This is a genomic window from Mesorhizobium sp. M6A.T.Cr.TU.014.01.1.1, assembly GCF_004022765.1.
GTDB lineage: Bacteria > Pseudomonadota > Alphaproteobacteria > Rhizobiales > Rhizobiaceae > Mesorhizobium > Mesorhizobium mediterraneum.
This window is the reverse complement of sequence record NZ_RZPG01000011.1, coordinates 190128-211739: the sequence shown is the minus strand read 5'-3', so window position 1 is coordinate 211739 and position 21612 is coordinate 190128. Positions and strand designations below refer to the sequence as shown.

Annotated in this window: 18 protein-coding genes and 2 pseudogenes; 10 read left to right on the top strand and 10 right to left on the bottom strand. The window is 63.8% G+C overall.

Annotation, left to right across the window (positions count from 1 at the left end; translation table 11 throughout):
* A pseudogene (locus tag EN885_RS15180) lies at positions 1-118 on the top strand (IS630 family transposase); the annotation flags it as partial.
* Between the two features lie 130 nt (positions 119-248).
* Here the strand turns inward: EN885_RS15180 and EN885_RS15175 are convergent.
* From EN885_RS15175 to EN885_RS15165, 3 genes are all read right to left on the bottom strand, one after another.
* The gene (locus EN885_RS15175) at positions 249-1094 is read right to left on the bottom strand and encodes an aldo/keto reductase (RefSeq protein WP_128242368.1); all 846 of its coding nucleotides are present in this window, start codon (positions 1092-1094) and stop codon (positions 249-251) included.
* 91 nt (positions 1095-1185) lie between these two features.
* Positions 1186-1572: a DUF305 domain-containing protein gene (locus EN885_RS15170; protein WP_126103862.1), complete on the bottom strand. Its 387-nt coding sequence runs from the start codon at positions 1570-1572 to the stop codon at positions 1186-1188.
* 43 nt (positions 1573-1615) lie between these two features.
* On the bottom strand, positions 1616-4120 hold the full coding sequence (locus EN885_RS15165; protein ID WP_128242367.1) for a heavy metal translocating P-type ATPase: 2505 nt from the start codon (positions 4118-4120) through the stop codon (positions 1616-1618).
* A gap of 192 nt (positions 4121-4312) precedes the next feature.
* Between EN885_RS15165 and EN885_RS15160 the strand changes: the two genes are divergently transcribed.
* From EN885_RS15160 to EN885_RS15135, 6 genes are all read left to right on the top strand, one after another.
* Entirely contained in the window at positions 4313-5164 is an 852-nt protein-coding gene (locus EN885_RS15160) for a glycosyltransferase family 25 protein (RefSeq protein ID WP_126103864.1), read from the top strand.
* 33 nt (positions 5165-5197) lie between these two features.
* Complete coding sequence (locus EN885_RS15155) at positions 5198-7999, top strand: [protein-PII] uridylyltransferase (RefSeq protein ID WP_128242366.1); 2802 nt, start codon at positions 5198-5200, stop codon at positions 7997-7999.
* A 46-nt stretch (positions 8000-8045) separates the two neighbouring features.
* On the top strand, positions 8046-9650 hold the full coding sequence (gene murJ, locus EN885_RS15150; protein ID WP_128242365.1) for a murein biosynthesis integral membrane protein MurJ: 1605 nt from the start codon (positions 8046-8048) through the stop codon (positions 9648-9650).
* Positions 9651-9768: 118 nt separating this feature from the next.
* Positions 9769-10836 carry a tryptophan--tRNA ligase gene (gene trpS, locus EN885_RS15145; RefSeq protein WP_128242364.1) on the top strand — a complete coding sequence of 356 codons (1068 nt, stop codon included), beginning with the start codon at positions 9769-9771 and terminating at the stop codon, positions 10834-10836.
* 91 nt (positions 10837-10927) lie between these two features.
* Positions 10928-11419, top strand: a complete 492-nt coding sequence (locus EN885_RS15140; RefSeq protein ID WP_023796709.1) for a universal stress protein — start codon at positions 10928-10930, stop codon at positions 11417-11419.
* 172 nt (positions 11420-11591) lie between these two features.
* Entirely contained in the window at positions 11592-12161 is a 570-nt protein-coding gene (locus tag EN885_RS15135) for a NifU family protein (protein WP_095483050.1), read from the top strand.
* Positions 12162-12262: 101 nt separating this feature from the next.
* Here EN885_RS15135 and EN885_RS15130 read toward each other — a convergent pair whose 3' ends face one another.
* Positions 12263-12880, bottom strand: a complete 618-nt coding sequence (locus EN885_RS15130; protein ID WP_095483051.1) for a L,D-transpeptidase — start codon at positions 12878-12880, stop codon at positions 12263-12265.
* Positions 12881-13105: 225 nt separating this feature from the next.
* Here EN885_RS15130 and EN885_RS15125 point away from each other — a divergent pair, with 225 nt between their 5' ends.
* On the top strand, positions 13106-13339 hold the full coding sequence (locus tag EN885_RS15125) for a MerR family DNA-binding transcriptional regulator (protein ID WP_128242363.1): 234 nt from the start codon (positions 13106-13108) through the stop codon (positions 13337-13339).
* A gap of 44 nt (positions 13340-13383) precedes the next feature.
* Here the strand turns inward: EN885_RS15125 and EN885_RS15120 are convergent, their stop codons facing one another.
* On the bottom strand, positions 13384-13710 hold the full coding sequence (locus EN885_RS15120; protein WP_128242362.1) for a GYD domain-containing protein: 327 nt from the start codon (positions 13708-13710) through the stop codon (positions 13384-13386).
* 151 nt (positions 13711-13861) lie between these two features.
* Between EN885_RS15120 and EN885_RS15115 the strand changes: the two genes are divergently transcribed.
* On the top strand, positions 13862-14161 hold the full coding sequence (locus EN885_RS15115; RefSeq protein ID WP_127204055.1) for a DUF1330 domain-containing protein: 300 nt from the start codon (positions 13862-13864) through the stop codon (positions 14159-14161).
* 77 nt (positions 14162-14238) lie between these two features.
* Positions 14239-14739 carry an MmcB family DNA repair protein gene (locus EN885_RS15110; RefSeq protein WP_128242361.1) on the top strand — a complete coding sequence of 167 codons (501 nt, stop codon included), beginning with the start codon at positions 14239-14241 and terminating at the stop codon, positions 14737-14739.
* Positions 14740-15063: 324 nt separating this feature from the next.
* Here the strand turns inward: EN885_RS15110 and nhaA are convergent, their stop codons facing one another.
* The 5 genes and pseudogenes from nhaA to EN885_RS15085 form a co-directional block, all read right to left on the bottom strand.
* Positions 15064-16260, bottom strand: coding sequence for a Na+/H+ antiporter NhaA (gene nhaA / locus EN885_RS15105; protein ID WP_128242360.1), 1197 nt, complete (start codon positions 16258-16260; stop codon positions 15064-15066).
* A gap of 160 nt (positions 16261-16420) precedes the next feature.
* Positions 16421-16984: an ActR/PrrA/RegA family redox response regulator transcription factor gene (locus EN885_RS15100; protein ID WP_082982096.1), complete on the bottom strand. Its 564-nt coding sequence runs from the start codon at positions 16982-16984 to the stop codon at positions 16421-16423.
* A gap of 64 nt (positions 16985-17048) precedes the next feature.
* Positions 17049-18374 (bottom strand): ActS/PrrB/RegB family redox-sensitive histidine kinase, encoded by a 1326-nt coding sequence (locus EN885_RS15095; RefSeq protein WP_164759047.1) that lies wholly within the window; start codon positions 18372-18374, stop codon positions 17049-17051.
* A gap of 84 nt (positions 18375-18458) precedes the next feature.
* On the bottom strand, positions 18459-20609 hold the full coding sequence (hrpB, locus tag EN885_RS15090) for an ATP-dependent helicase HrpB (protein WP_128335191.1): 2151 nt from the start codon (positions 20607-20609) through the stop codon (positions 18459-18461).
* A gap of 91 nt (positions 20610-20700) precedes the next feature.
* Positions 20701-21590: pseudogene (locus EN885_RS15085) on the bottom strand (DMT family transporter).
* Positions 21591-21612 lie beyond the last annotated feature (22 nt).

Below are 21612 nucleotides of genomic sequence, written 5' to 3'. Positions count from 1 at the left end.
TCAGAAACGCACCATCGAGGACACTTGGCGACACATCGGCCATCTCGTCGCAACGATCGAACCCGGCGAATGCAAGAACTACTTCGCAAACGCCGGGTACGCTTCCGTCAAAACGTGAAAGACTCTAGCGTTGGAGATTGGCGAAAGCGATGGTGATAGCCAATCTCCCCACCTGTGGGGGAGATGTCCGGCAGGACAGAGGGGGCGCGAAGGAACGCGGCCTTAGTTTTATTTCCCCGCTACTATCCTCAAATCATCTCCAGCCCGCGCTTGCGGGTCGGCGGCGGGAAGACGCGGTCGATTTCTGCGAAATCTTCCGGCGTGAGCTCGATGTCGAGCGCAGCGACATTCTGGCGGACATGCTCTTGTTTGCCGGCCTTCGGAATGGCGACGACGCCGTCCTGTGCCATCACCCAGGCCAGCGCCAGCTGAGCCGGCGTTGCGTCGTGGCGAGCGGCGATGGTTTCGAGCCTGGCATTGCGGGCCAATACGCCCTGATCGACCGGCGAATAGGCCATCAGCGGAATGCCGCGTTGCCGGCTCCAGGGGGCGAGATCGAACTCGACGCCGCGCTGCGACAAATTGTAGAGCACCTGGTTGGTCTGGACGCTGCCGCCGCCCGGCAGGCTGACCAGTTCCTCCATCTCATGGGTGTCGAAATTGCTGACGCCCCAGTGGCGGATCTTGCCGGCCTTTTTCAACGCCTCGAAGGCCTCGACCGTTTCCGTCAGCGGCACGCTGCCGGGCCAATGCAGCAGATAAAGATCGATGCGGTCGGTGCGCAGATGCCTGAGGCTTCTCTCGCACGCCGCCGGCACGCCGGTGCGCGAGGCGTTGGACGGCAGCACCTTGGAGACCAGGAACACCTCGTCGCGGCGCCCGGCAATGGCATCTGCCACCACCTCCTCGGCACCGCCGCTGGCATACATTTCGGCGGTGTCGATCAGCGTCATGCCGAGATCGAGCCCGAGCTTCAGGGCATCGACCTCATCGGCATGGCGGCTGAAATCCTCGCCCATCTTCCACGTGCCTTGACCCAGCACCGGAACGGCTTCGCCCGAGGGCAATGTGGTGGTTTTTATCGTTGACGGCATGGCGCGCTCCAGTCGAGGCCCGATGGCACCACAGCCTTCGGGAGAAATCCAGATGAAAGTCCTTCCCTGGATTCCTCCGGACTGCTTGACGCTACTTCACAGGGTGGGCGTCGAGCCAATCCTGCATCTGCTTGATCTCGGCTTCCTGCGCCGCGATCACCGCTTCGGCCAGCTTGCGCATTTCCGGATCCTTGCCATTGGCGAGCTCGATCTTGGCCATGTCGATGGCCGCCTGGTGATGCGGGATCATGCCGCGGGCGAAATCGACATCGGCATTGCCGGAATATTCGAGCGCCATCATGGCGGTGTGCATCTTGTCCATCGCCGCCTTGTAGCCGTCGGTTGAGGGGCTTTGCGCGCTCATCGCCCCCATGTCGTGTTTCATCTCCTGGGCTTGCGACGGAATGCTTTCGAGGAAAACGGCAAGCAGCATTCCCGCCGCCATCAGCAGCAGCACGATCTTCTTGGCCAAGGTCATTCATGATCTCCTTTTTGAACGAATTCCTATCTGGGGATTTCGCTCAGAGTTTCAACGTCCTGAGCCGCAACGCGTTGGTGATGACCGAAACCGAGGACAGGCTCATCGCCGCTGCCGCCAGCATCGGCGACAGAAGCGTGCCGGTGAGCGGATAGAGCACGCCGGCGGCGACCGGCACACCAAGCACGTTGTAGAGGAAGGCGAAGAATAGATTCTGGCGGATGTTGCGGATCGTCGCCTGGGCGAGCGTGCGGGCCCGGACGATGCCGTTGAGATCGCCCTTGACCAGCGTGATCCCGGCGCTTTCGACCGCGACATCGGCGCCGGTTCCCATGGCGATGCCGACGTCGGCGGCGGCCAGCGCCGGCGCGTCGTTGACACCGTCGCCGGCCATGGCGACGCCAGCGCCCCTGGCGCGCAACTCCTCGACCAGCGCGCTCTTCTGTTCCGGCAGCAGCCCGGCACGAACCTCGTCGATGCCGAGTTTGCTGGCGATGGCTTTCGCCGTGCGTTCGTTGTCACCGGTCGCCATGATGATCCTCAGGCCGCGCTCGTGCAGCGCCTTGATCGCCTCTGATGTCGTCGCCTTGATCGGGTCGGCGACGGCGACAATGCCGGCCAGTTTGTTGCCGACGGCGACGAACATCGCAGTCTTGCCCTCGGTCTGCAGCGCCTCGGCGCTGGTCGAGACGGATGCGATATCGATGCCGAGATCGGCCATCATCGCGGCGTTGCCGAGCGCGACCTTCTTTCCCGACACCGTGCCGGAAACGCCCTTGCCGGTGATCGCCTCGAAACCACCGGCGTCGGGGATCTCCACCCCGCGTTCACGGGCACCTTCGACGATTGCCTCGGCCAGCGGGTGCTCCGAGCCTTTTTCCAGGCCGGCGGCGAGTGCGAGGAGATCATCTTCCGTCACGCCTTCGGCAGCGACGACGTCGGTCAATCTCGGCCGGCCTTCGGTCAATGTGCCGGTCTTGTCGACGATCAGCGTGTCGACCGAAGCAAAGCGTTCGAGCGCCTCCGCGTCCTTGATCAGCACGCCGGCATGCGCGCCGCGCCCTGTGGCGGTCATGATCGACATCGGCGTGGCAAGACCGAGCGCACAGGGACAGGCGATGATCAGCACTGAGACCGCCGAGACGATGGCAAAGATCAGGCTGGGTTGCGGCCCGAAGATCGCCCAGGCGATGAACGCAACGATCGCAACCACTACGACGGCCGGGACGAAATAGAAGGAGACGCGGTCGGCCAGACCCTGGATCGGCGCACGCGAACGCTGCGCCTTGGCGACGAGCTCGACGATCCGTGCCAGCGTGGTCTCAGCGCCGATCCTCTCGGCGCGCATGATCAGCGAACCGTTCTTGTTGAGCGTGCCGCCGGTGAGCGGGTCGCCTTCAGTTTTTTCGACCGGCAGAGGCTCGCCTGACAGCATCGATTCGTCGATGGAAGAGCGGCCGTCCAGCACGATGCCGTCGACCGGCACCGCATCGCCGGGGCGGATGCGCAGGCGATCGCCGACCTTTACCGTGTCGAGCGGCACGTCATTTTCGGAACCGTCCTCGCCAATCAGCCGAGCGGTCTTCGGCGCGAGGTCGAGCAGCGCGCGGATCGCCGAACCGGTTTTTTCACGGGCGCGCAATTCCAGCACCTGGCCGAGAAAAACCAGCGCCACGATGACGGCGGCTGCCTCGAAATAGACCGGCACCGTGCCCTCATGACCGCGGAACTGGTGCGGAAATATATCCGGAAACAGCGTGGCGACGACGCTGTAGAGATAGGCGGCACCAACACCGAGCGAGATCAGCGTCCACATGTTGGGACTGCGGTTGAGAACCGAATCCCAGCCGCGATGGAAGAAGGGAAAGGCGGCCCACAAGACAACCGGGCTCGCAAGCGCCAGTTCCACCCAGACCTTCGCCGAATCCTCGACGAAGGCGCTAAACGTCAGGCCGAGCATCGGCGCCATGGCGAAGATCAGCAATGGCACGGACAAGACGGCACTCACCCAGAAGCGCCTGGTGAAATCGACCAGTTCCGGGTTCGGCCCCTCATCGCCTGATGGTACACCCATCGGCTCCAGCGCCATGCCGCAGATCGGGCAGGCGCCTGGCTTGTCGCGGACGATTTCGGGATGCATCGGGCAGGTGTATTGCGTGCCTTTCGGCATCGCCTGCGGCTGCGGCCGGTCGCCAAGATACTTTGCCGGCTCCGCCTCGAATTTCACCTTGCAACCGGCCGAGCAAAAATAGAAGCCCTGGCCTTCATGCCGGGAAAAGTGCTTCGCGGTGGCACGGTCGACACGCATACTGCAGACCGGGTCGGTGGCCGTAAGGTACTTTTCCGGCTCGGCCGCAAATTTCGAACGGCAGCGCTCGCTGCAGAAATGATAGAGATGGCCGCCATGCTCGGCTGTCGGCTTGCCGACGGCCGGATCGACGGTCATGCCGCAGACCGGATCGCGAATGATGGCGTCGGCGACGGACGGAGCAGCTTTCGCCGAGCAGCAGCCGCTATGCGCGTGATGGTCGTGGTCGGAATGGGTCATGCGGAGAGGCCTCTCTGTCTCAATCTTGAAACTGACGTAGTGCTTCCAGTGACTGGAAGGTCAAGGGCCAATTTCAGCCTTTCGTGCCGTGGTGTATGCCGGGTGGGCCTGGGTCGGAAAAATCCCGCACCCAACCGCATCCATATGCTATGGACGCCACCACTCTTGGCTAACCGCATCGATCCCGTTCAAATGAAATGCCTGGTCATCAATCTCGATCGGTCCCGCGACAGGCTCGCCCATATGACGGCCGAGTTTGCCAGCCTCGGCGTTCAGTTCGAACGGGTTGCAGCGATCGACGCGCAGGATCGGCCGGACCTCGCCCGCATGCCGCTGCGCGTCAAGCGCAAGTCGTTGCTGCGCCTGACCGACGCCGAGATCGCTTGTCTCCTCAGCCATAAAGCCTGCTGGGCGATCATCGCGGCCGGCGACGATGACTACGGTGCCGTCTTCGAGGACGACATCGTCTTTTCCGCAAAAGCCGGCGCATTGCTTGCCGACGCCGGCTGGATTCCGGCCGATGCCGATATCGTCAAGCTGGAGACGTTCTTCAAGAAAACCACGATCGCGCGCAAACACGTTTCTGCGGGCCGCGGCTTTTCCGTGTCCAGGCTTCACAGAATCCACATCGGGACAGCCGGCTACATAGTTTCAAGGCAGGCCGCGCGCGACCTCATCAATGCCACCGAGGATATCGGTATTCCGGTCGATCACGTCGTCTTCAATCCGGGCTTGGCAACATCGTCCAGCAAGACCATCTATCAGCTTGTTCCAGCGCTGTGCGTCCAGGACCAGTTCCTGGGTGACAAGGCGATCGGGCTGCCAAGCCTGCTCAAATCGGAGCGGAGCGACCAGTGGGCTGCAATCGGCATGGTCAAAAGACATAAGAAGACGGGAGCCAACAAGATCAAGGCCGAGGTCAAGCGGATCGTGCAGCAGATTTTCGACCTCTGCCGGCTGCGGCAGGAGACGATCATCCCGTTCGACTATCGTGGTGAGCGTGTCCGTCCGCCCCATACCCAGCGCCGCGAAAACGCGCTATAGACGCCGCCGAAACGGCGAGGCCGATCTGCGCACATGGCAAGAATCTCCCTAAAGCTCGATGAACTGATCGACGGTGAAGCCTTGCGCCGCGAGATGACCGCGCTGACTGCGGCCACGGCAGGCGACGGCTCCGGCAAAACTGCGCGCGCCGGTGTTCTCCAGCTTCTCAAGGGTAGGCTAGCAGCCGGCCGCACCGTTGCCGAACGCATGCTGATGGACGATGGCAGCGGCACCGCTTGCGCCGCCCGGCTGTCGCATCTCATGGACGAAATCATCCGCGCGCTCTACGACTTCGCCGCCACCCATGTCTATCGCGTCAAAAACCCGTCATCGGCCGAACGCATGGCCGTCGTCGCGGTCGGCGGCTATGGCCGCGGCACGCTGGCGCCGGGATCCGACATCGATCTCCTCTTCCTGCTGCCCTACAAGCAGACGCCATGGGGCGAGCAGATCGTCGAATACATGCTCTACATGCTGTGGGATCTGGGGCTGAAGGTCGGCCACGCCACCCGCAATATCGACGAATGCCTGCGGCAGTCGCGCACCGACATCACCATCCGCACCTCGATCCTGGAAGCGCGTTTCCTGTGGGGCGAGCAGAAGCTCTATGACGAGCTCTTGCAGCGTTTCGACCGCGAGGTGGTGCGCACGACCGGACCCGAATATGTGCAGGCCAAGCTTGCCGAACGCGACGAACGCCACGCCAAGGCCGGCGAAAGCCGCTATTTGGTCGAACCCAACGTCAAGGACGGCAAGGGCGGCCTGCGCGACCTGCAGACGTTGTTCTGGATCGGCAAATACTTCTACCGGGTGCGCACCGGCGAGGAGCTGGTCGAAAAGGGCGTCTTCACCGACGGCGAATACAGGGAATTCCAGAAGGCCGAGGATTTCCTGTGGGCGGTGCGCTGCCACATGCATTTCCTCACCGGCAAGGCCGAGGAACGGCTGCATTTCGACATCCAGCGCGAGATCGCCGAACGGCTGGGCTACACCACACATCCGGGCCTCTCGGCGGTCGAGCGCTTCATGAAGCACTACTTCCTCGTCGCCAAGGATGTCGGAGATCTCACCCGCATCTTCTGCGCTGCGCTCGAGGAGGAGCAGGCCAAGCATGTGCCGGGCTTCAACCGCATCTTCCTCACCTTCTCGCGCCGCAAGCGCAAGCTTGCCGGCACGTCTGATTTCATTATCGACAACCATCGCATCAACATCGCCGACGACCAGGTGTTCGAGCGCGACCCGGTCAATCTCTTGAGGCTGTTCTGGTTCGCTGACAAGCATGGGCTTGAATTCCACCCCGATGCGCTGAAGCTTTTGACCCGTTCGCTCGGCCTCGTCGGCAAGGCACTCAGGCGCGACGAGGAAGCCAACCGGCTGTTCCTCGACATATTGACGTCGGACCGCAATGCCGAACTCAATCTCAGGCGCATGAACGAGGCGGGACTGCTGGGAAAGCTGATCCCGGATTTCGGCAAGATCGTCGCCATGATGCAGTTCTCGATGTACCACCATTACACTGTGGACGAGCATTTGATCCGCTGCATCGGCGTGCTGGCCGAGATCGAGCGCGGCGACGGCGAAAAAACCCATCCGCTTTCCCACAAGCTGATGCCGGGGCTGAAGAAAAGCCGCGAGGCGCTCTATGTCGCGGTGCTTTTGCACGACATTGCCAAGGGGCGGCCGGAGGACCATTCCGAGGCGGGCGCCCGGATCGCGCGGCGCATCTGCCCGCATATGGGGCTATCGGCGGCCGACACCGAAACGGTCGCCTGGCTGGTCGAGAACCATCTCGTCATGTCGATGACGGCGCAGACCCGCGATCTCAACGACCGCAAGACGATCGAGGATTTCGCCGCGATCGTGCAGTCGGTCGAACGGCTGAAGCTGCTGCTCGTCCTCACCATCTGCGACATCAGAGGCGTCGGGCCGGGCGTTTGGAACGGCTGGAAGGGGCAGTTGCTGCGCACGCTCTACTACGAGACCGAATTGCTGTTGACCGGCGGGTTTTCAGAAGTGTCGCGTGCGATGCGCACCGCGGCTGCCCGCGAAAAACTGGCCGAGGCGCTCGCCGATTGGCCGGAAAAGGCCCGCAAGCGCTATGTCGGCAAGCACTACGAGAATTATCTGCTGACGGTCGATCTCGCCGACCAGCTTCGCCACGCCGAATTCATCCGCGAGGCGGATGCGGCGGGCAAGAAGCTCGCCACCATGATCAAGACCCACCAGTTCGAGGCGGTGACCGAGATCACCGTGCTGGCGCAAGACCATCCCCGCCTGCTTTCGGTCATTGCCGGCGCCTGTGTGGCGGCCGGCGGCAACATCGTCGATGCGCAGATCTTCACCACCTCCGATGGCCGCGCGCTGGACACGATCCTGATATCGAGGGAGTTCGACCGCGACGAAGACGAGCGCCGCCGCGCCGAACGCGTCGGCCGCCTGATCGAGGACGTGCTGTCGGGAAAGAGCTGGCTGCCGGAGATGATCGAAAAGCGGACCAAGCCGCGGCGCGGCGCCAAGGTGTTCCGCATCCAGCCGCGCGCCGAAATCCGCAACACGCTATCGAACCGGTTCTCGGTAATCGAGGTCGAGGGGCTGGATCGGCCGGGCCTGCTGTCCGAGATCACCGGGGCGTTGTCCGACCTGTCGCTTGACATCGCGTCGGCGCACATCACCACCTTCGGCGAAAAGGTCATCGACACCTTCTATGTCACAGACCTCACCGGCCAGAAGATCGACAGCCCGACGCGCACGACCGCCATTCACAACAGGCTGATCGCGGCCCTCGAAGGCACCGTGCCCGAGCGCGGCGGCAAGGCCAAGGCCGCCGCCGAGTGAACGCCGGCCTCGATTTTTCCCCATCACGCAGGCAATCTCCGCACAAATGAGCCTTGTCAAGAAATTCGCGACGGTCGCTTCCGGCACGCTGATGAGCCGCGCTCTCGGCTTCGCCCGCGAGATGCTGATGGCGGCCGCACTCGGCACCGGCCCGATCGCCGACGCCTTCAACGCCGCGTTCCAGTTCCCCAACACCTTTCGCCGTCTGTTTGCCGAAGGCGCCTTTAACGCCGCCTTCGTGCCGCTCTTCGCCAAGGAGATCGAGACCCACGGCACCGATGGCGCCAAGCGCTTCTCCGAAGAGGTGTTCGGCGTGCTGTTCACAGCGCTGCTGGCGCTGACCATCGCCATGGAACTGGCGATGCCGCTGATCGTGCGCTACCTGGTGGCGCCGGGCTTTGCCGACACGCCGGGAAAGTTCGAGATGACGGTCGGGCTTGCGACCATCATGTTTCCCTACCTGATCTGCATGTCGCTCGGCGCCATGATGGCCGGCATGCTGAATTCGCTGCGCCGCTATTTCGCCGCCGCGGTGGCGCCGGTGTTCCTCAACATCATCCTGATCGGCGTGCTTGCCTATGCCTGGCACAAGGGATCGGACGCGCGCACCGTCGGCTTCGCGCTGGCCTGGGGCGTGCTGGCGGCGGGACTGGTGCAGCTGGCGATCGTCTGGGTGGCGGTGCGCCATGCCGGCATCTCGATCGGTTTCCGCCGGCCAAGGATGACGCCCAATGTCAAGCGGCTGCTGATCCTGGCGCTGCCGGCGGCGATCACCGGCGGCATCACCCAGATCAACCAGCTGATCGGCACGGCGATCGCCTCGGCGCAGGACAGCGCGGTCTCGTCGCTCGCCTATGCCGATCGCATCTACCAACTGCCGCTTGGCGTCGTCGGCATCGCCGTCGCCATCGTGCTCCTGCCCGAACTGTCGCGGGCGTTGAAGTCAGGCAATCTGATCGAAGCGGCCAATCTTCAGAACCGGTCGGTGGAATTCACCTTGTTCCTGACCTTGCCGGCGGCGGCGGCCCTGCTGGTCATGTCGGAGCCGATCGTGGGGCTGGTCTACGAACGCGGGGCGTTTGCCGCCAACAACTCGACGCCGGTCGTGGCCGCGATCCTGGCGATCTTCGGCCTCGGCTTGCCAGCCTTCGTGCTGATCAAGGCGTTCACCCCAGGCTATTTCGCCCGCGAGGACACGCGCACGCCGATGATCTTCGCCGCCATCTCGGTGGCGGTGAACGTCACCACCGCGCTGACGCTGTTTCCGTCGATGGGCGCGCCGGGCATCGCCGTCGCCTCGGCCGTCGCCGGCTGGGTCAATGCACTGATGCTGCTCGGCGTGCTGATCCGGCGCGGCCATTGGGGCCGCGACGTGCCGCTCATGAGACGCATCCCACGGCTGGTGCTGTCGGCGGCGGTGATGGGCGCGGCGCTCTATTTTGCCGAGCACTGGTTTGCCGCCAGGCTTGCCTCGGGCTCACCGCTGATCGTCAAGGCTACGACGCTTCTTGCGCTGGTAGCCGGTGGGGCGTTGCTTTACTTCGTCACCGCCTTCGCCACCGGCGGCGCCGATTTCGGCATGATCCGGCGCAATATCAGGCGAGGAGCGGCGAAGGCAACGCCTGTCCCAAAATCCGAACTGGACGAATAATCCGCAGACTCTGAGCGCGGCCGCCGGTCTTGATCGGATCGTCGCCTTCGTCCATAAGCGCGCCGTCGAAAGACTTTCGCCGCGCGCGAAACGGCCCTCCACAAGCCATGAGGACATCATGACCGCCTTCAAACCGCTCGTCTTTTCCGGCGTCCAGCCGACCGGCAATCTGCATCTCGGCAACTATCTCGGCGCCATCAAGAAATTCGTCGCCCTGCAGGACACCTCCGATTGCATCTATTGCGTCGTCGACCTGCATTCGCTGACAGCGCAGCTCGTGCATGAGGACCTGGCGGATCAAACGCGTTCGATCACCGCAGCGTTTCTCGCCTCTGGCATCGACCCGAAAAAGCACATCGTCTTCAACCAGTCGCGGGTCATGCAGCACGCCGAGCTCGCCTGGATCTTCAACTGCGTGGCCCGGATCGGCTGGATGAACCGCATGACGCAGTTCAAGGACAAGGCCGGCAAGGACCGCGAGAACGCCTCGCTAGGGCTGCTTGCCTATCCGAGCCTGATGGCGGCCGACATCCTAGTCTACCGTGCCACCCATGTGCCGGTCGGCGATGACCAGAAGCAGCATCTCGAGCTGACACGCGACATCGCGCAAAAATTCAACAACGACTTTTCGGACCGCATCGCCGGCCTTGGCGTCGGCATAGAGATGAAGGTCGGCGAGGAGACGGTGAACGGCTATTTCCCGCTGACCGAGCCGATCATCGGCGGACCGGCGGCGCGCATCATGTCGCTGCGCGACGGCTCGAAGAAGATGTCGAAGTCGGATCCGTCGGACCTGTCGCGCATCAATCTGACCGACGATGCCGACACCATCTCGAAGAAAATCCGCAAGGCCAAGACCGACCCCGAGGCGTTGCCCGGGGAATTGGACGGCCTTGCCAGCCGGCCCGAAGCCGAAAACCTCGTCGGCATCTATGCGGGTCTCGCCGAGATATCGAAGGAGGCGGTGCTGAAAGAGTTCGGCGGCCAGCAGTTCTCGGTGTTCAAGCCGGCGTTGGCCGACCTTGCCGTAGAAAAGCTGGCACCGGTCGCTGGTGAAATGCGCCGCATTTCCGATGACCGTGCCTATGTCGACGCAGTGCTCAGGGATGGCGGCGAGCGCGCCGGACTATTGGCCGAGGCGACGATGAAGACCGTGCGCGACATCATCGGCCTGCTGCAAAGCTGATCTGCGCCTAACATCGCTACATCCGCCGGTCGCTTGCGGCCGGGCTGTGGCGGTGGCAGATTGCGAACCGAAACCGTCGAACAGGGTGAATATGGTCTCCAAACGCCTCAGCCGCGAAGCCGGCCATCGCCGCAAGTTCCTGGCGATCATCGACGACACGCCCGAATGCGAGCGAGCCGTCGTCTACGCCTCGAAGCGCGCGCAGAGCACCAGCGGCGTGCTGGTGCTGCTCTATGTGATCGAGCCGGACGATTTCCAGCATTGGCTGGGTGTCGAGAAGATCATGCGCGAGGAGGCTACAGCGACGGCTCGCGCGGCCCTCGACAGCTATGCCAACAAGGTGCGCCAGAAGCTCGGCATCGAGCCGGAACTGGTGGTGCGCGAAGGCAAGCCGACGGAAGAGATCCACAAATTGATCGAAGAAGACCAGGATATCGCCATCCTCGTGCTGGCGGCCGGCGCCGGCAAAGAGGGGCCGGGGCCGCTGGTCGGCGCGGTCGCCGGCAAGGGCGCCGCCTTCCCCATCCCGGTGACGGTGGTGCCGCAGAACCTGTCCGACGAAGAAATCGACAGCCTCGCCTAGCGCATGATCGAAGTGCTATAGCGTCCTTACGCGTCAAAAAAGGACGCTACGCTGTAGAAAATTCATTCTCCCAGCCAGCCGTTCTAGCGATGGCTTTCGCTTGAATGTCCCGCCGATAAGGCCTATTTAGAATTATTCCAAACTGTCTGCCCGAATGGGCACGGAGACGTCCATGTTCATCCAGACCGAATCGACGCCAAATCCGGCGACATTGAAATTCCTGCCCGGCAAGGAAGTGCTCGTCGAAGGCACCGCCGATTTCCGTGATGCCGACAGCGCCGCCTCAGCTTCGCCGCTGGCCGGCCGGCTGTTCGAGATCCCGGGCGTCACCGGCGTCTTTTTCGGCTATGACTTCGTCACCGTGACCAAGGACGGTCCCGACTGGCAGCATCTGAAGCCGGCGATCCTCGGCGCCATCATGGAACACTTCATGTCCGGCGCGCCTGTGATGGCCAAGGCCGGTCCCGCCGCAGAGACCAGCCAGACCGGCGAATTCTACGACAAGGCCGACGAGGAGCTGGTCATCACCATCAAGGAACTGCTCGACACGCGGGTGCGCCCGGCCGTCGCCCAGGACGGTGGCGACATCACCTTCCGCGGCTTCGAGAACGGCACCGTGTTCCTGCACATGAAGGGCGCCTGCGCCGGCTGTCCGTCGTCGACGGCGACGCTCAAGCATGGCATCCAGAACCTGCTCCGGCATTTTGTGCCCGAGGTTCAGCAGGTCGAGCAGGTCTCTTAAGGACTCCATTCGCCTTCTCGCGACAACAAAAAACCGGGCCGAATTGCCCGGTTTTCTGTTTTGGGACGTCAGTTGTTGCCTAGACGGTCCGCGTATGAGTTCTAAAGAACGATAACCTTGGCGCCGACGGAGGTGCGGTCGTAAAGGTCGATGATGTCCTGGTTCATCAGGCGGATGCAGCCCGACGACATCGCTTTGCCGATCGAGTTCCATTCCGGGCTGCCATGCAGGCGGTAGCCCGAATCGCCGCCTCTGTTGAACAGATACAGCGCGCGCGCGCCGAGTGGGTTCGTCAATCCCGGCTCCATGCCGCCGGCAAACTTGGCGAGCTCCGGCTGGCGCTTGATCATCGCCGAAGGCGGCGTCCAGGTCGGCCATTCGCGCTTCACCGCGATACGGGCGGTGCCGCGCCATTCAAAACCCTCGCGGCCGACGCCGATGCCGTAACGCATCGCCTCGCCGCCGCCCATGACGTAATAGAGAAACTTGTTCTGCGTATCGACGACGATGGTGCCCGGCTTTTCATCGGTGTCGTAGCTAACGACCTGCCGGCGGTACTTGAACGGCACCTTTTCGATTGGAATGCGCGGCAGTTGATAGCCCGCATCGGTCATCGGGCCATAGTTGCTGGTGAAGATCTGCGAGCCGATGGTGCTGCAACCAGCAATAGCCGTCGACAGCGCAAGTGCGGCGACGATTGCGAATGACTTCATGCGCATGAAAAGGTCCGATGCCCCGCCCGAAATAGAGCGGCTCGAGACGGCCGCTTTGTCACCATCATTCATGCTGGCATTTGCTTTGCTTGCCAAGCGCGCGATGCCTATATGCAGGGGCTTACGCGCCGGTAAGTGCGTAACTGTGGCTTTTCGGCAACGGCCTTCGCTAGATTGTGAAGGAAATTCAATGGGGCGACTCGCCGGACCGCCGAAGGTCGAGGAACTGTCATGAATGTCGGAGATGCCGTCCGCCGTTCCGGCCTGCCGGCCAAGACCATCCGCTACTATGAGGAGATCGGCCTGATCCGTCCTGCGCGCGCCGGCAACTGCGGCGACGACATCCACCGGCTGACTTTTCTGCGCCGCTCCTGCCACGGCGACGACCGGCCGCACTGCCGTATCCTGGATGATATTGCCGGGGCTGCGCTGGCTGGAGATAAAATCGCTTCCGCGGCGGCATGAGCGACCAGCCTCCGGCACTCCGCGAGGCCGCGAACGGGCGGCGCTTACGACCCGGGCGGGCGATACCGGATCGACTTTGCCTTCCCGAGCGCTTGCATCGTCTCTTCGACGCTTAGGAGGACGGTGGTCTCATGCGAGCTGAGCGCCCCGCCCGCACCGATAGCCAGCATGACAGATGCCATCGAAACGTTGTCTGGAGCCTCCCATAGATTCCAGCCATCGTGCTCTCCGAAGGCGTACCAGAACCCGTGTAGCTTTCCGCCCACCGATTCGATGTAGGAGCGGGCCGCCTCGCGTCGATCCTCGGGATTTTCGATCAAGCGCGCCCAGGTTTCGGGCGTATAGCTGAATTGCGTGAGATACATCGGCATGGTTCGTCTCCTCCCAGAGCTGCCCCAACGAATGTAGTAAAGCGCCCGATACGGGGAGAAGGCGAGTCGTTTCCGAGGCGTAGTACCGTTGGCTTAGTTGCAGGACGGCTAATGGAGGTGCTCCATGGCCTTTTCTTCAGGGAGTGAGGCAATGGCAGCCTATCTTATCGCTGATGTAGACATAACCGATGCCGCCGTTTTCGAGGAATACCGCCGAGATGTACCAGCAACCGAAGCGCGCTATGGAGGAAGATACATCGCTCGCGGCGGAGCCACCAAAGTGCTGGAAGGCGATTGGGAACCTCATCGCCTGGTCATTGTCGAGTTCCCGGACATGGCTTCGCTCATGGCATGGTACGACTCCCCAGAATACGGTCGGCTCAAAGCTATCCGCGAACGCTGCGCAAGGACGAGGATCATTGCGCTGGAGGGCATGATGCCGGTCAGTTAAAGGCCCGGGCTGCCAACCGGATAATCGCCTGAAGAAAGCGGGTTCAAACCGTGAACAGAATCTGGCATGGTGCCTCCATGCCAATCATCTCGCCTGTCCCCCTCAACCCGCTCATCGACGGCCGTCAGTCGGAGCGCGCCATGCTGGTCAGGCGCGGTGTGCAGCGGCTGCTCAAGGAAATGGGCGCGCATGTGCTGCCTGAGCTGTCGCTGGCGACCGGGCGCCGCGCCGACCTCGTCGCGCTGACCCGGCAGGGCGACATCTGGATCATCGAGATCAAATCCTCGATCGAAGATTTCAGGGTCGACCGCAAATGGCCGGACTACCGGCTGCACTCCGACCGCTTCTTCTTCGCCACCCATCCCGGCGTGCCCTCGGAAATCTTTCCGCAGGAATGCGGTTTTATCCTTTCCGACGGCTACGGCGCCGAAATCCTGCGCGATGCGCCCGAGCACCGCATGGCGGCGGCGACGCGCAAGGCGCTGATGCTGAGGATCGCACGGGCCGGTGCTTCACGGCTGCTCGCGGCGGAACTCGCTGGTGTTTCGCTGCCGGCGCTGGAGGGGGAAAGCGAGTAGAGAACGTTCGAGCTATCTGGATACAGTGCTTTGCGCTGCCTACCCGACTGCCAGCGTTCGTGGTTGGCGAAAGCCTAAGCGGCATCCGATCTCCCCCCTTGCGGGGGAGATGTCCGGCAGGACAGAGGGGGTGGGAAGGATTGCCAACTTTCAGCTTAACACATCCCCAATCGGGAAACAGTCTTAGGGGTTTGTTGCGATAGGTTTGGCAGGTCGGAGGGACAGCACCCCCCCTCTGCCCTGCCGGGCATCTCCCCCGCAAGGGGCGAGATCGGCAGCTTCGCCCGATGGCGAAATGATGATCAATCTCGACCTAGCCAGTTTCTATTCTTCTTCCTCGTCCGCCCCGTTCGCAGCCGGCGCGACCAGCAGCACGGCGGCGCCGAGGATCGCGGCGATGAAGGACCCGGCCAGGATGCCGACTTTCACCGCGTCCTGCAGCTCGACGTTGTTGGCGAAAGCGAGCAGGCCGATGAACAGGCTCATGGTGAAGCCGATGCCGCAGAGCAGCGAAATGCCAACCATGTGCAGCCAGCCGGCATTGACCGGCAGATCGGCAAAGCCGAGCCGGATCGCAAGCGCCGAAGAGCCGAACACGCCGACCAGCTTGCCGGCGACGAGGCCGGCGGCGACGCCCAGCGTCAGCGGCTCGACCAGGGCGGCAGCGCTCAGGCCGGCCAACGAGACGCCGGCATTGGCAAAGCCGAAGATCGGGATGACGAAGAACGGCACTATTCCGTGGAGGCCGTGTTCGAGCCGATGCAGCGGCGAATGGTCGAGATCATGGCTGATGCCCGGAGTGACCTTCAGGGGTATGGTCAGGGCCAGCGCCACGCCGGCGAGCGTGGCATGCACGCCTGACTTCAGCACCAGCACCCACAGAACGGCACCAAGCACGAGATAGGGCAGCAGCGTCAGCACGCCCATGCGGTTGAGCGCAATGAGCAGAGCGATGACCGCGAAGGCGGCGCCGAGATAGGCGAGCGACAGGCCGCTCGTGTAGAACACGGCGATGATGACGACCGCGCCAAGGTCGTCGATGATGGCAAGCGCGGTGAGGAATACCTTAAGCGACCCCGGCACGCGGTTGCCGAGCAGCGACAGCACGCCGAGCGCAAACGCGATGTCGGTAGCGGTCGGGATCGCCCAGCCGGACAGAGCGGCTGGGTTGTCGCGGTTGATGGCGACATACACAAGTGCCGGCACAAGCATGCCGCCGGCGGCGGCGACGCCGGGCAGGACGCGCCGCGGCCAGGTCGAGAGCTGTCCGTCCAGCATCTCGCGTTTGATCTCCAGGCCGACCAGCAGGAAGAACACGGCCATCAGGCCGTCATTGATCCAGTGCGATACGCTGAGCGGTCCCAGATAGGCGTGAAGGGCGTCGAAGTAAATTTCGGCCAGCGGCGAATTGGCGACGATCAGGGCCAGTGCCGCGGCTGCCATCAGGATGATGCCGCCGGCCGCCTCGCTGTCGAGGAATTCGCGGAAAATGGAGACCGGCCGCTGTTTCTGGTCCTGCATGTCGCCTCTCATGGTCCCGGGCGGACGGAATCACGTCGCAGGATGATGCGCAAGCCCCGGCAATGAGGCAAGCAGCCTGTCAGTCAGCTCGTTCGAGCTAAAAACCGGTTCCCACCCTCGGGTCAAGCCCGTGGGCATGCTTTTGGGTTCCGATGCTCCGTCAGCGTGGCGCGCGCTTGGCGAGTATCCGCTGCAGCGTGCGGCGGTGCATGTTGAGCCGGCGCGCGGTCTCGGAGACGTTGCGGTCGCACATTTCGTAGACGCGCTGGATGTGCTCCCAGCGCACACGGTCGGCCGACATCGGGTTTTCAGGCGGTGCGGCGCGTTCACCCGCGGTGCGGGTGAGTGCGGCGAAAATGTCGTCAGCATCGGCCGGCTTCGACAGATAGTCGATGGCTCCCAGCTTCACCGCCGTCACCGCCGTGGCGATGTTGCCGTAGCCGGTGAGGATGATGGCGCGGGCGTCGTCGCGCTTCTCGCGGATGGCGGCGACGACATCGAGGCCATTGCCGTCGGCGAGCCGCATGTCGACCACCGCATAGGCAGGCGGGTTGGCGCGCGCTTTGGCCACCGCCTCCTCGACGCTCTCGGCCGTCTCGACCACGAAACCCCTGGTTTCCATGGCGCGGGCAAGCCGCGTGAGGAATGGCTTGTCGTCGTCGACGATCAACAGCGAGGTGTCCTCGCCTTCAACCATTGCGCCAATCGTTTCGTCGCCATTCATCGTCTTCTAAATTCCTGCTGCCTGATTTTTACGCAAATATAGTTTTGGAGCGCTGTTGTCCAATTCAAGCCGTGTCAAACATGGTGGCCGAAGCCGATTCAGGATTGAGGAAGACGCTGCGTGGCCACGATATCTGCACGATGGCGCCCTCGCCCGGCTCGTTTGAATTGCGGAAATCAAGCGTTGCCCCCGAACGCTCAAGCAAGGTCTTGGCGATGAAAAGCCCCAGGCCCAGGCCTCCGCCGGCCTCGGTGCCCTGGCGTGTCGACATATAGGGCTCGCCGATGCGGTCGATGATTTCGGGAGGGAAACCCGGCCCGTCGTCGGTGATCGAGAAGGTAACGGCGGCCTCGTTCCAGCTCCAGCGCACGGTGACGGCCTTGCGGGCAAAATCGACGGCGTTCTCGACCAGATTGCCGAGGCCGTAGATGACGCCGGGATTGCGCCGCCCTACCGGTTCGGGGCCGATGCGCTCGCCGGGACGAAGCTTGATCGAGATGCCGAAATCACGGTGCGGCGCCGTCATCTCCTCGACCAGCGAGGTCAGCGGCAGGCGGGAGAGATGCGCCTCGCCCTCAGACGAGAGGCTGGTGAGACGTTTGAGAATTTCGCGGCAACGCTCGCTCTGCGAGCGCAGCAGGGTCACGTCGTCCCGGTATTTCGGGTCATTGCCAAGTGCCTTCTCCATCTCCTTGACGACAAGGGTGATGGTGGCAAGTGGCGTGCCCAGCTCATGCGCGGCGGCGGCGGCAAGGCCGTCCAGTGCCGACAGGTGCTGCTCGCGCTGCAGCACCAGCTCGGTGGCGGCAAGCGCGTTGGCGAGCAAGCGTGCTTCCTCGGCCACGCGGAAGGCGTAGATCGCGGTGAAGGCGATCGAGGAAAACACCGCCATCCACATGCCTGCGACATAGATGAACGGCATCTCCAGCGGCGCGCCCTCATACCAGGGCAGCGGCAGATGGAAGAAGACCAGCAGGGTCGCCGCCACCATCACCAGCGCGCCGAGGATGGCCGTCAGGCGCAGCGGCAGCGACGTCGCCGAGATGACCACCGGCACGGTCACCAGCACCGAAAACGGATTGGTGAGGCCGCCGGTCATGTAGAGCAGGCCGGCAAGCTGCAGGCTGTCGATGGTCAGGATGGCAAAGGCCGGCAGCGGCGTCAGCCGATGCGCTGCCGGATAGCGGAAGGTCAGCAACAGGTTCATCCAGGCAGAGCAGGCGATCAGCGCGAAGCAGAGGCTGACAGGCAGCGGAAATTTCAGCCCATAGGCAACGACGAGCACCGTCAGGCTCTGGCCGACGATGGCGAGCCAGCGCAGCCTGATCAGCGTGTTGAGACGCAGCCGCTGGCTTTGCTGGAAGTCGGGCGCCTGCAGGATGTTTATCATGACCAAGGATTATAGCCGGGAAAGGAGAAGCGGTAGATGTTTCTGTCTTCTTGTTGACCATGATCGGATCATGGTCGGTCTGCGTCAGCTGCCACGCGGTTTGGCGCGGCTGGTGGCGGCGGCGAGAAGCGGGTTCTCCGGCCAGACGTGCCGGGGGTAGCGGCCACGCATGTCGGCCCGCACATCGGCCCAGGAACCGCGCCAGAAACCGGGCAGGTCGCGCGTCGTCTGGATCGGCCGGTGCGCGGGCGACAAAAGCTCGAGCGTCAGCGGCACGGTGCCATTGGCAATCGAAGGGTGCCGGTCGAGACCGAACAGCTCCTGGACGCGGATCGCCAGCACCGGCCATTCGCCGTCATAGCGGATCGGCACGCGACTGCCTGACGGCGCGTCGAAATGGGTCGGCGCCAGCGCCTCGATCCTGCGCTGGAGATCGTGCGGCACCAATGCCATGAGGCCGATCGAAAGCACGCCCGGGTCGATCGCGGCGAACGACGCCGCACCAGAGAGGTACGGCAGCAGCCAATCGTCGAGACTGTCGATGAGCGCGGCGTCGGAAACGTCGGGCCAGGGCGCGCCGAGGCCGCGATGCAGCCAGCCGAGCCGTTGGCGCAGCGTTTCCGCCTCCTTGCCCCACGGCAAAAGCGACAGCCCGTGTTGGCGCAAGGCGTCAAGGATCGCGTGATCCGCCTCAGTGCCGGCCGGCGCCGGCAGCATGCGTTCGGATAGCGTGATGGCGCCGAGGCGAACGGTTTCGCGCACGCGCACCGCGCGCCTGTCGCGGTCGAAGCTCGTTTCCCCGCGGGTCTCGATCTTGTCGGCAAGCGAAGCGCGAATGTCGGTCTCATCTATCGCCGCTGCTGCCGTGATGCGGGCATTCTGCGCCTTGCCCTGCAGGTCGGCGCCGACCTCGAACGCCTGGCCGGTCTTCGCCGCCTCGGCGACCATGTGAGCGAGCCGCACCGGTAGCGCCAGCCTGCGCATCGCAGCACCCGCTTCCGTCAGGCGCCCTGCCTCGTCAATGGCATCGAGCGCACGAAGCAGCGACCTTGCCTCGTTGAGCGCCGGGGCCGGCGGCGGATCGAGGAACGAAAGGCTCGTTGGATCGGCAACACCGAAGGCGGCGCAATCGAGCAGAAGTCCGGAAAGATCGGCCTCGATGATCTCCGGCGGGGTGAACGCGGGAAGTGCCGCCGTCTGCTCGGCTCGCCACAGCCGGATGGCGACGCCCGGTTGTGTGCGTCCGGCGCGGCCGGCGCGCTGGTCGGCGGAGGCTCTGCTGACACGCACCGTCTCCAGCCGCGTCAGGCCGCTGGCCGGCTCGTAGCGCGGCAGCCGCGACAGACCGGAATCGATGACGACGCGCACACCGTCGATGGTGATCGAGGTTTCGGCGATCGACGTTGCCAGCACCACCTTGCGGCGGCCGGATGGCGCCGGCTTGATGGCCGCGTCCTGGGCCTTGCCGTCGAGCATGCCGTAGAGCGGCACGATGTCGGTGTCGGCGCTGACGCGGCCCTGCAGCCGCTCGGCGGTGCGCTCGATCTCGCGCTGGCCGGGCAGGAAGGCGAGCACGCTGCCGCTCTCCTCGGCAAGGGCCGCGCGGATCGCCTTGGCCATGGCGTCTTCGATGGCGATCCCGGCCGGCCGATCGTCGTAGCGCACGTCGACGGGAAAGGCGCGGCCTTCGCTCTCGATCAGCGGGGCGCCGGAAAGCAGCCGAGCGACACGCGCGCCGTCGAGCGTCGCCGACATCACCAGCAACCGCAGATCGGGCCTCAGCGCAACTTGCACATCGAGCGCCAGCGCCAGACCGAAATCGCCGTCGAGCGAGCGCTCGTGGAATTCGTCGAAGAACACCGCCGAGACACCGGGCAGTTCCGGATCGTCGAGGATCATGCGGGACAGCACGCCTTCGGTCACGACAAGAATTCTCGTCCTTGCCGAGGTCCGGTTCTCCATGCGCATGGCATAGCCGACCGTCTCGCCGGGCTCCTCGCCGAGCAGTTCGGCCATGCGGCGGGCAGCGGCGCGGGCAGCGAGCCGGCGCGGCTCGAGCAGAATGATCTTGCCCGTGCCGAGCCATGCTGCATCGAGCAGCGCCAGTGGCACCAGCGTCGTCTTGCCGGCGCCGGGCGGCGCCACCAGCACGGCGCTGTTGCCATGGCCAAGCGCCTCGCTGAGCGCCGGCAGCACGGCGGAGACCGGGAGTTCCGGCAAGGGTTTTCTGGTCATCGTCCCACGGACGTACTCATCCAATCGCGGCGGATCCGCAGCGCCCGCATATCAGCGGTGACGGTCGCCGCGCAACCGAGAGCGGGCCAACTCAAAGCCGGGTCCGCGAAAATGGGTTCCAGCGCACCGTGCCCAACCTCGCCTCCTCGCGCACCATCGTCAAAAGGCCGGAGCCACCGACGATGGCGAGACCGACAAGCGACAGAAAATCGGGATATTCCTGGAAGAACAGCGCGCCCAGGATCACCGCCCAGACGATCTGCGAATAATGCGTCGGCGCGATCCGGTTGGCTGGCGCGTATTTGACGGCCATAAGCTGAAGCAATTGTCCGCAAGACGTGAACGCACCCGACAGCACCAACCAGGTCAGCTGCCTTGCGTCCGGAAGCGTGAATGACGTGGCCGCGGCACCGATGCCGTTGAAGAACAGGCCGTAGCCAATCAGCACGCCGAGCATCGTCGTGCGCTTTTCCCCAGCCGCGAGCGAGCGCATCAGGATGATGCTGGCGGCGGCAAGGAAAGCAACGCCGAACGCAGCGAGGTGACCGAGATGCATCTCGCGAAAGCCCGGCCGCACGACCAGCATGACGCCGGCAAAGCCGGCGACCACCGCCAGCCATCGCCAAGGGCCGACCTTCTCCTTGAGGATGAGGGTGGAAAGGATGGTGACGCAGAGCGGCGCCAGGAAAATCAGCGCATAGGCTTCCGCCAGCGGGATGGTGGTGAAGGCATAGACGCTGAGCACGCCGGACGCGATGCCGGCCCAGGCGCGGGCCTGAACCGCCCAAGGTCGCTTCGTGCGCCAGAAATCGCGCCAGCGTTCGCCGTTCGGCCGGGTGAAGAGAAGAAAGAAGCCGGCAAACAATGTCGAGAGAACCCGATCTCGAACACCGTGAACTGCCCACCCAGGCTTTTGACAACGGCATCGTTGAATGAATAGCTTGCATAGGCGATCAGGGCGAGCAGAATTCCGTTCGTCACGTGTTTCCAGTTCCAGGGAGAG

Coding starts and splice junctions, on each gene's coding strand:
- EN885_RS15175 (WP_128242368.1), bottom strand. CDS start 1,094: ATGCCGTCAACGATAAAAACCACCACATTGCCCTCGGGCGAAGCCGTT.
- EN885_RS15170 (WP_126103862.1), bottom strand. CDS start 1,572: ATGACCTTGGCCAAGAAGATCGTGCTGCTGCTGATGGCGGCGGGAATG.
- EN885_RS15165 (WP_128242367.1), bottom strand. CDS start 4,120: ATGACCCATTCCGACCACGACCATCACGCGCATAGCGGCTGCTGCTCG.
- EN885_RS15160 (WP_126103864.1), top strand. CDS start 4,313: ATGAAATGCCTGGTCATCAATCTCGATCGGTCCCGCGACAGGCTCGCC.
- EN885_RS15155 (WP_128242366.1), top strand. CDS start 5,198: ATGGCAAGAATCTCCCTAAAGCTCGATGAACTGATCGACGGTGAAGCC.
- murJ (WP_128242365.1), top strand. CDS start 8,046: ATGAGCCTTGTCAAGAAATTCGCGACGGTCGCTTCCGGCACGCTGATG.
- trpS (WP_128242364.1), top strand. CDS start 9,769: ATGACCGCCTTCAAACCGCTCGTCTTTTCCGGCGTCCAGCCGACCGGC.
- EN885_RS15140 (WP_023796709.1), top strand. CDS start 10,928: ATGGTCTCCAAACGCCTCAGCCGCGAAGCCGGCCATCGCCGCAAGTTC.
- EN885_RS15135 (WP_095483050.1), top strand. CDS start 11,592: ATGTTCATCCAGACCGAATCGACGCCAAATCCGGCGACATTGAAATTC.
- EN885_RS15130 (WP_095483051.1), bottom strand. CDS start 12,880: ATGCGCATGAAGTCATTCGCAATCGTCGCCGCACTTGCGCTGTCGACG.
- EN885_RS15125 (WP_128242363.1), top strand. CDS start 13,106: ATGAATGTCGGAGATGCCGTCCGCCGTTCCGGCCTGCCGGCCAAGACC.
- EN885_RS15120 (WP_128242362.1), bottom strand. CDS start 13,710: ATGCCGATGTATCTCACGCAATTCAGCTATACGCCCGAAACCTGGGCG.
- EN885_RS15115 (WP_127204055.1), top strand. CDS start 13,862: ATGGCAGCCTATCTTATCGCTGATGTAGACATAACCGATGCCGCCGTT.
- EN885_RS15110 (WP_128242361.1), top strand. CDS start 14,239: ATGCCAATCATCTCGCCTGTCCCCCTCAACCCGCTCATCGACGGCCGT.
- nhaA (WP_128242360.1), bottom strand. CDS start 16,260: ATGCAGGACCAGAAACAGCGGCCGGTCTCCATTTTCCGCGAATTCCTC.
- EN885_RS15100 (WP_082982096.1), bottom strand. CDS start 16,984: ATGAATGGCGACGAAACGATTGGCGCAATGGTTGAAGGCGAGGACACC.
- EN885_RS15095 (WP_164759047.1), bottom strand. CDS start 18,374: ATGATAAACATCCTGCAGGCGCCCGACTTCCAGCAAAGCCAGCGGCTG.
- hrpB (WP_128335191.1), bottom strand. CDS start 20,609: ATGACCAGAAAACCCTTGCCGGAACTCCCGGTCTCCGCCGTGCTGCCG.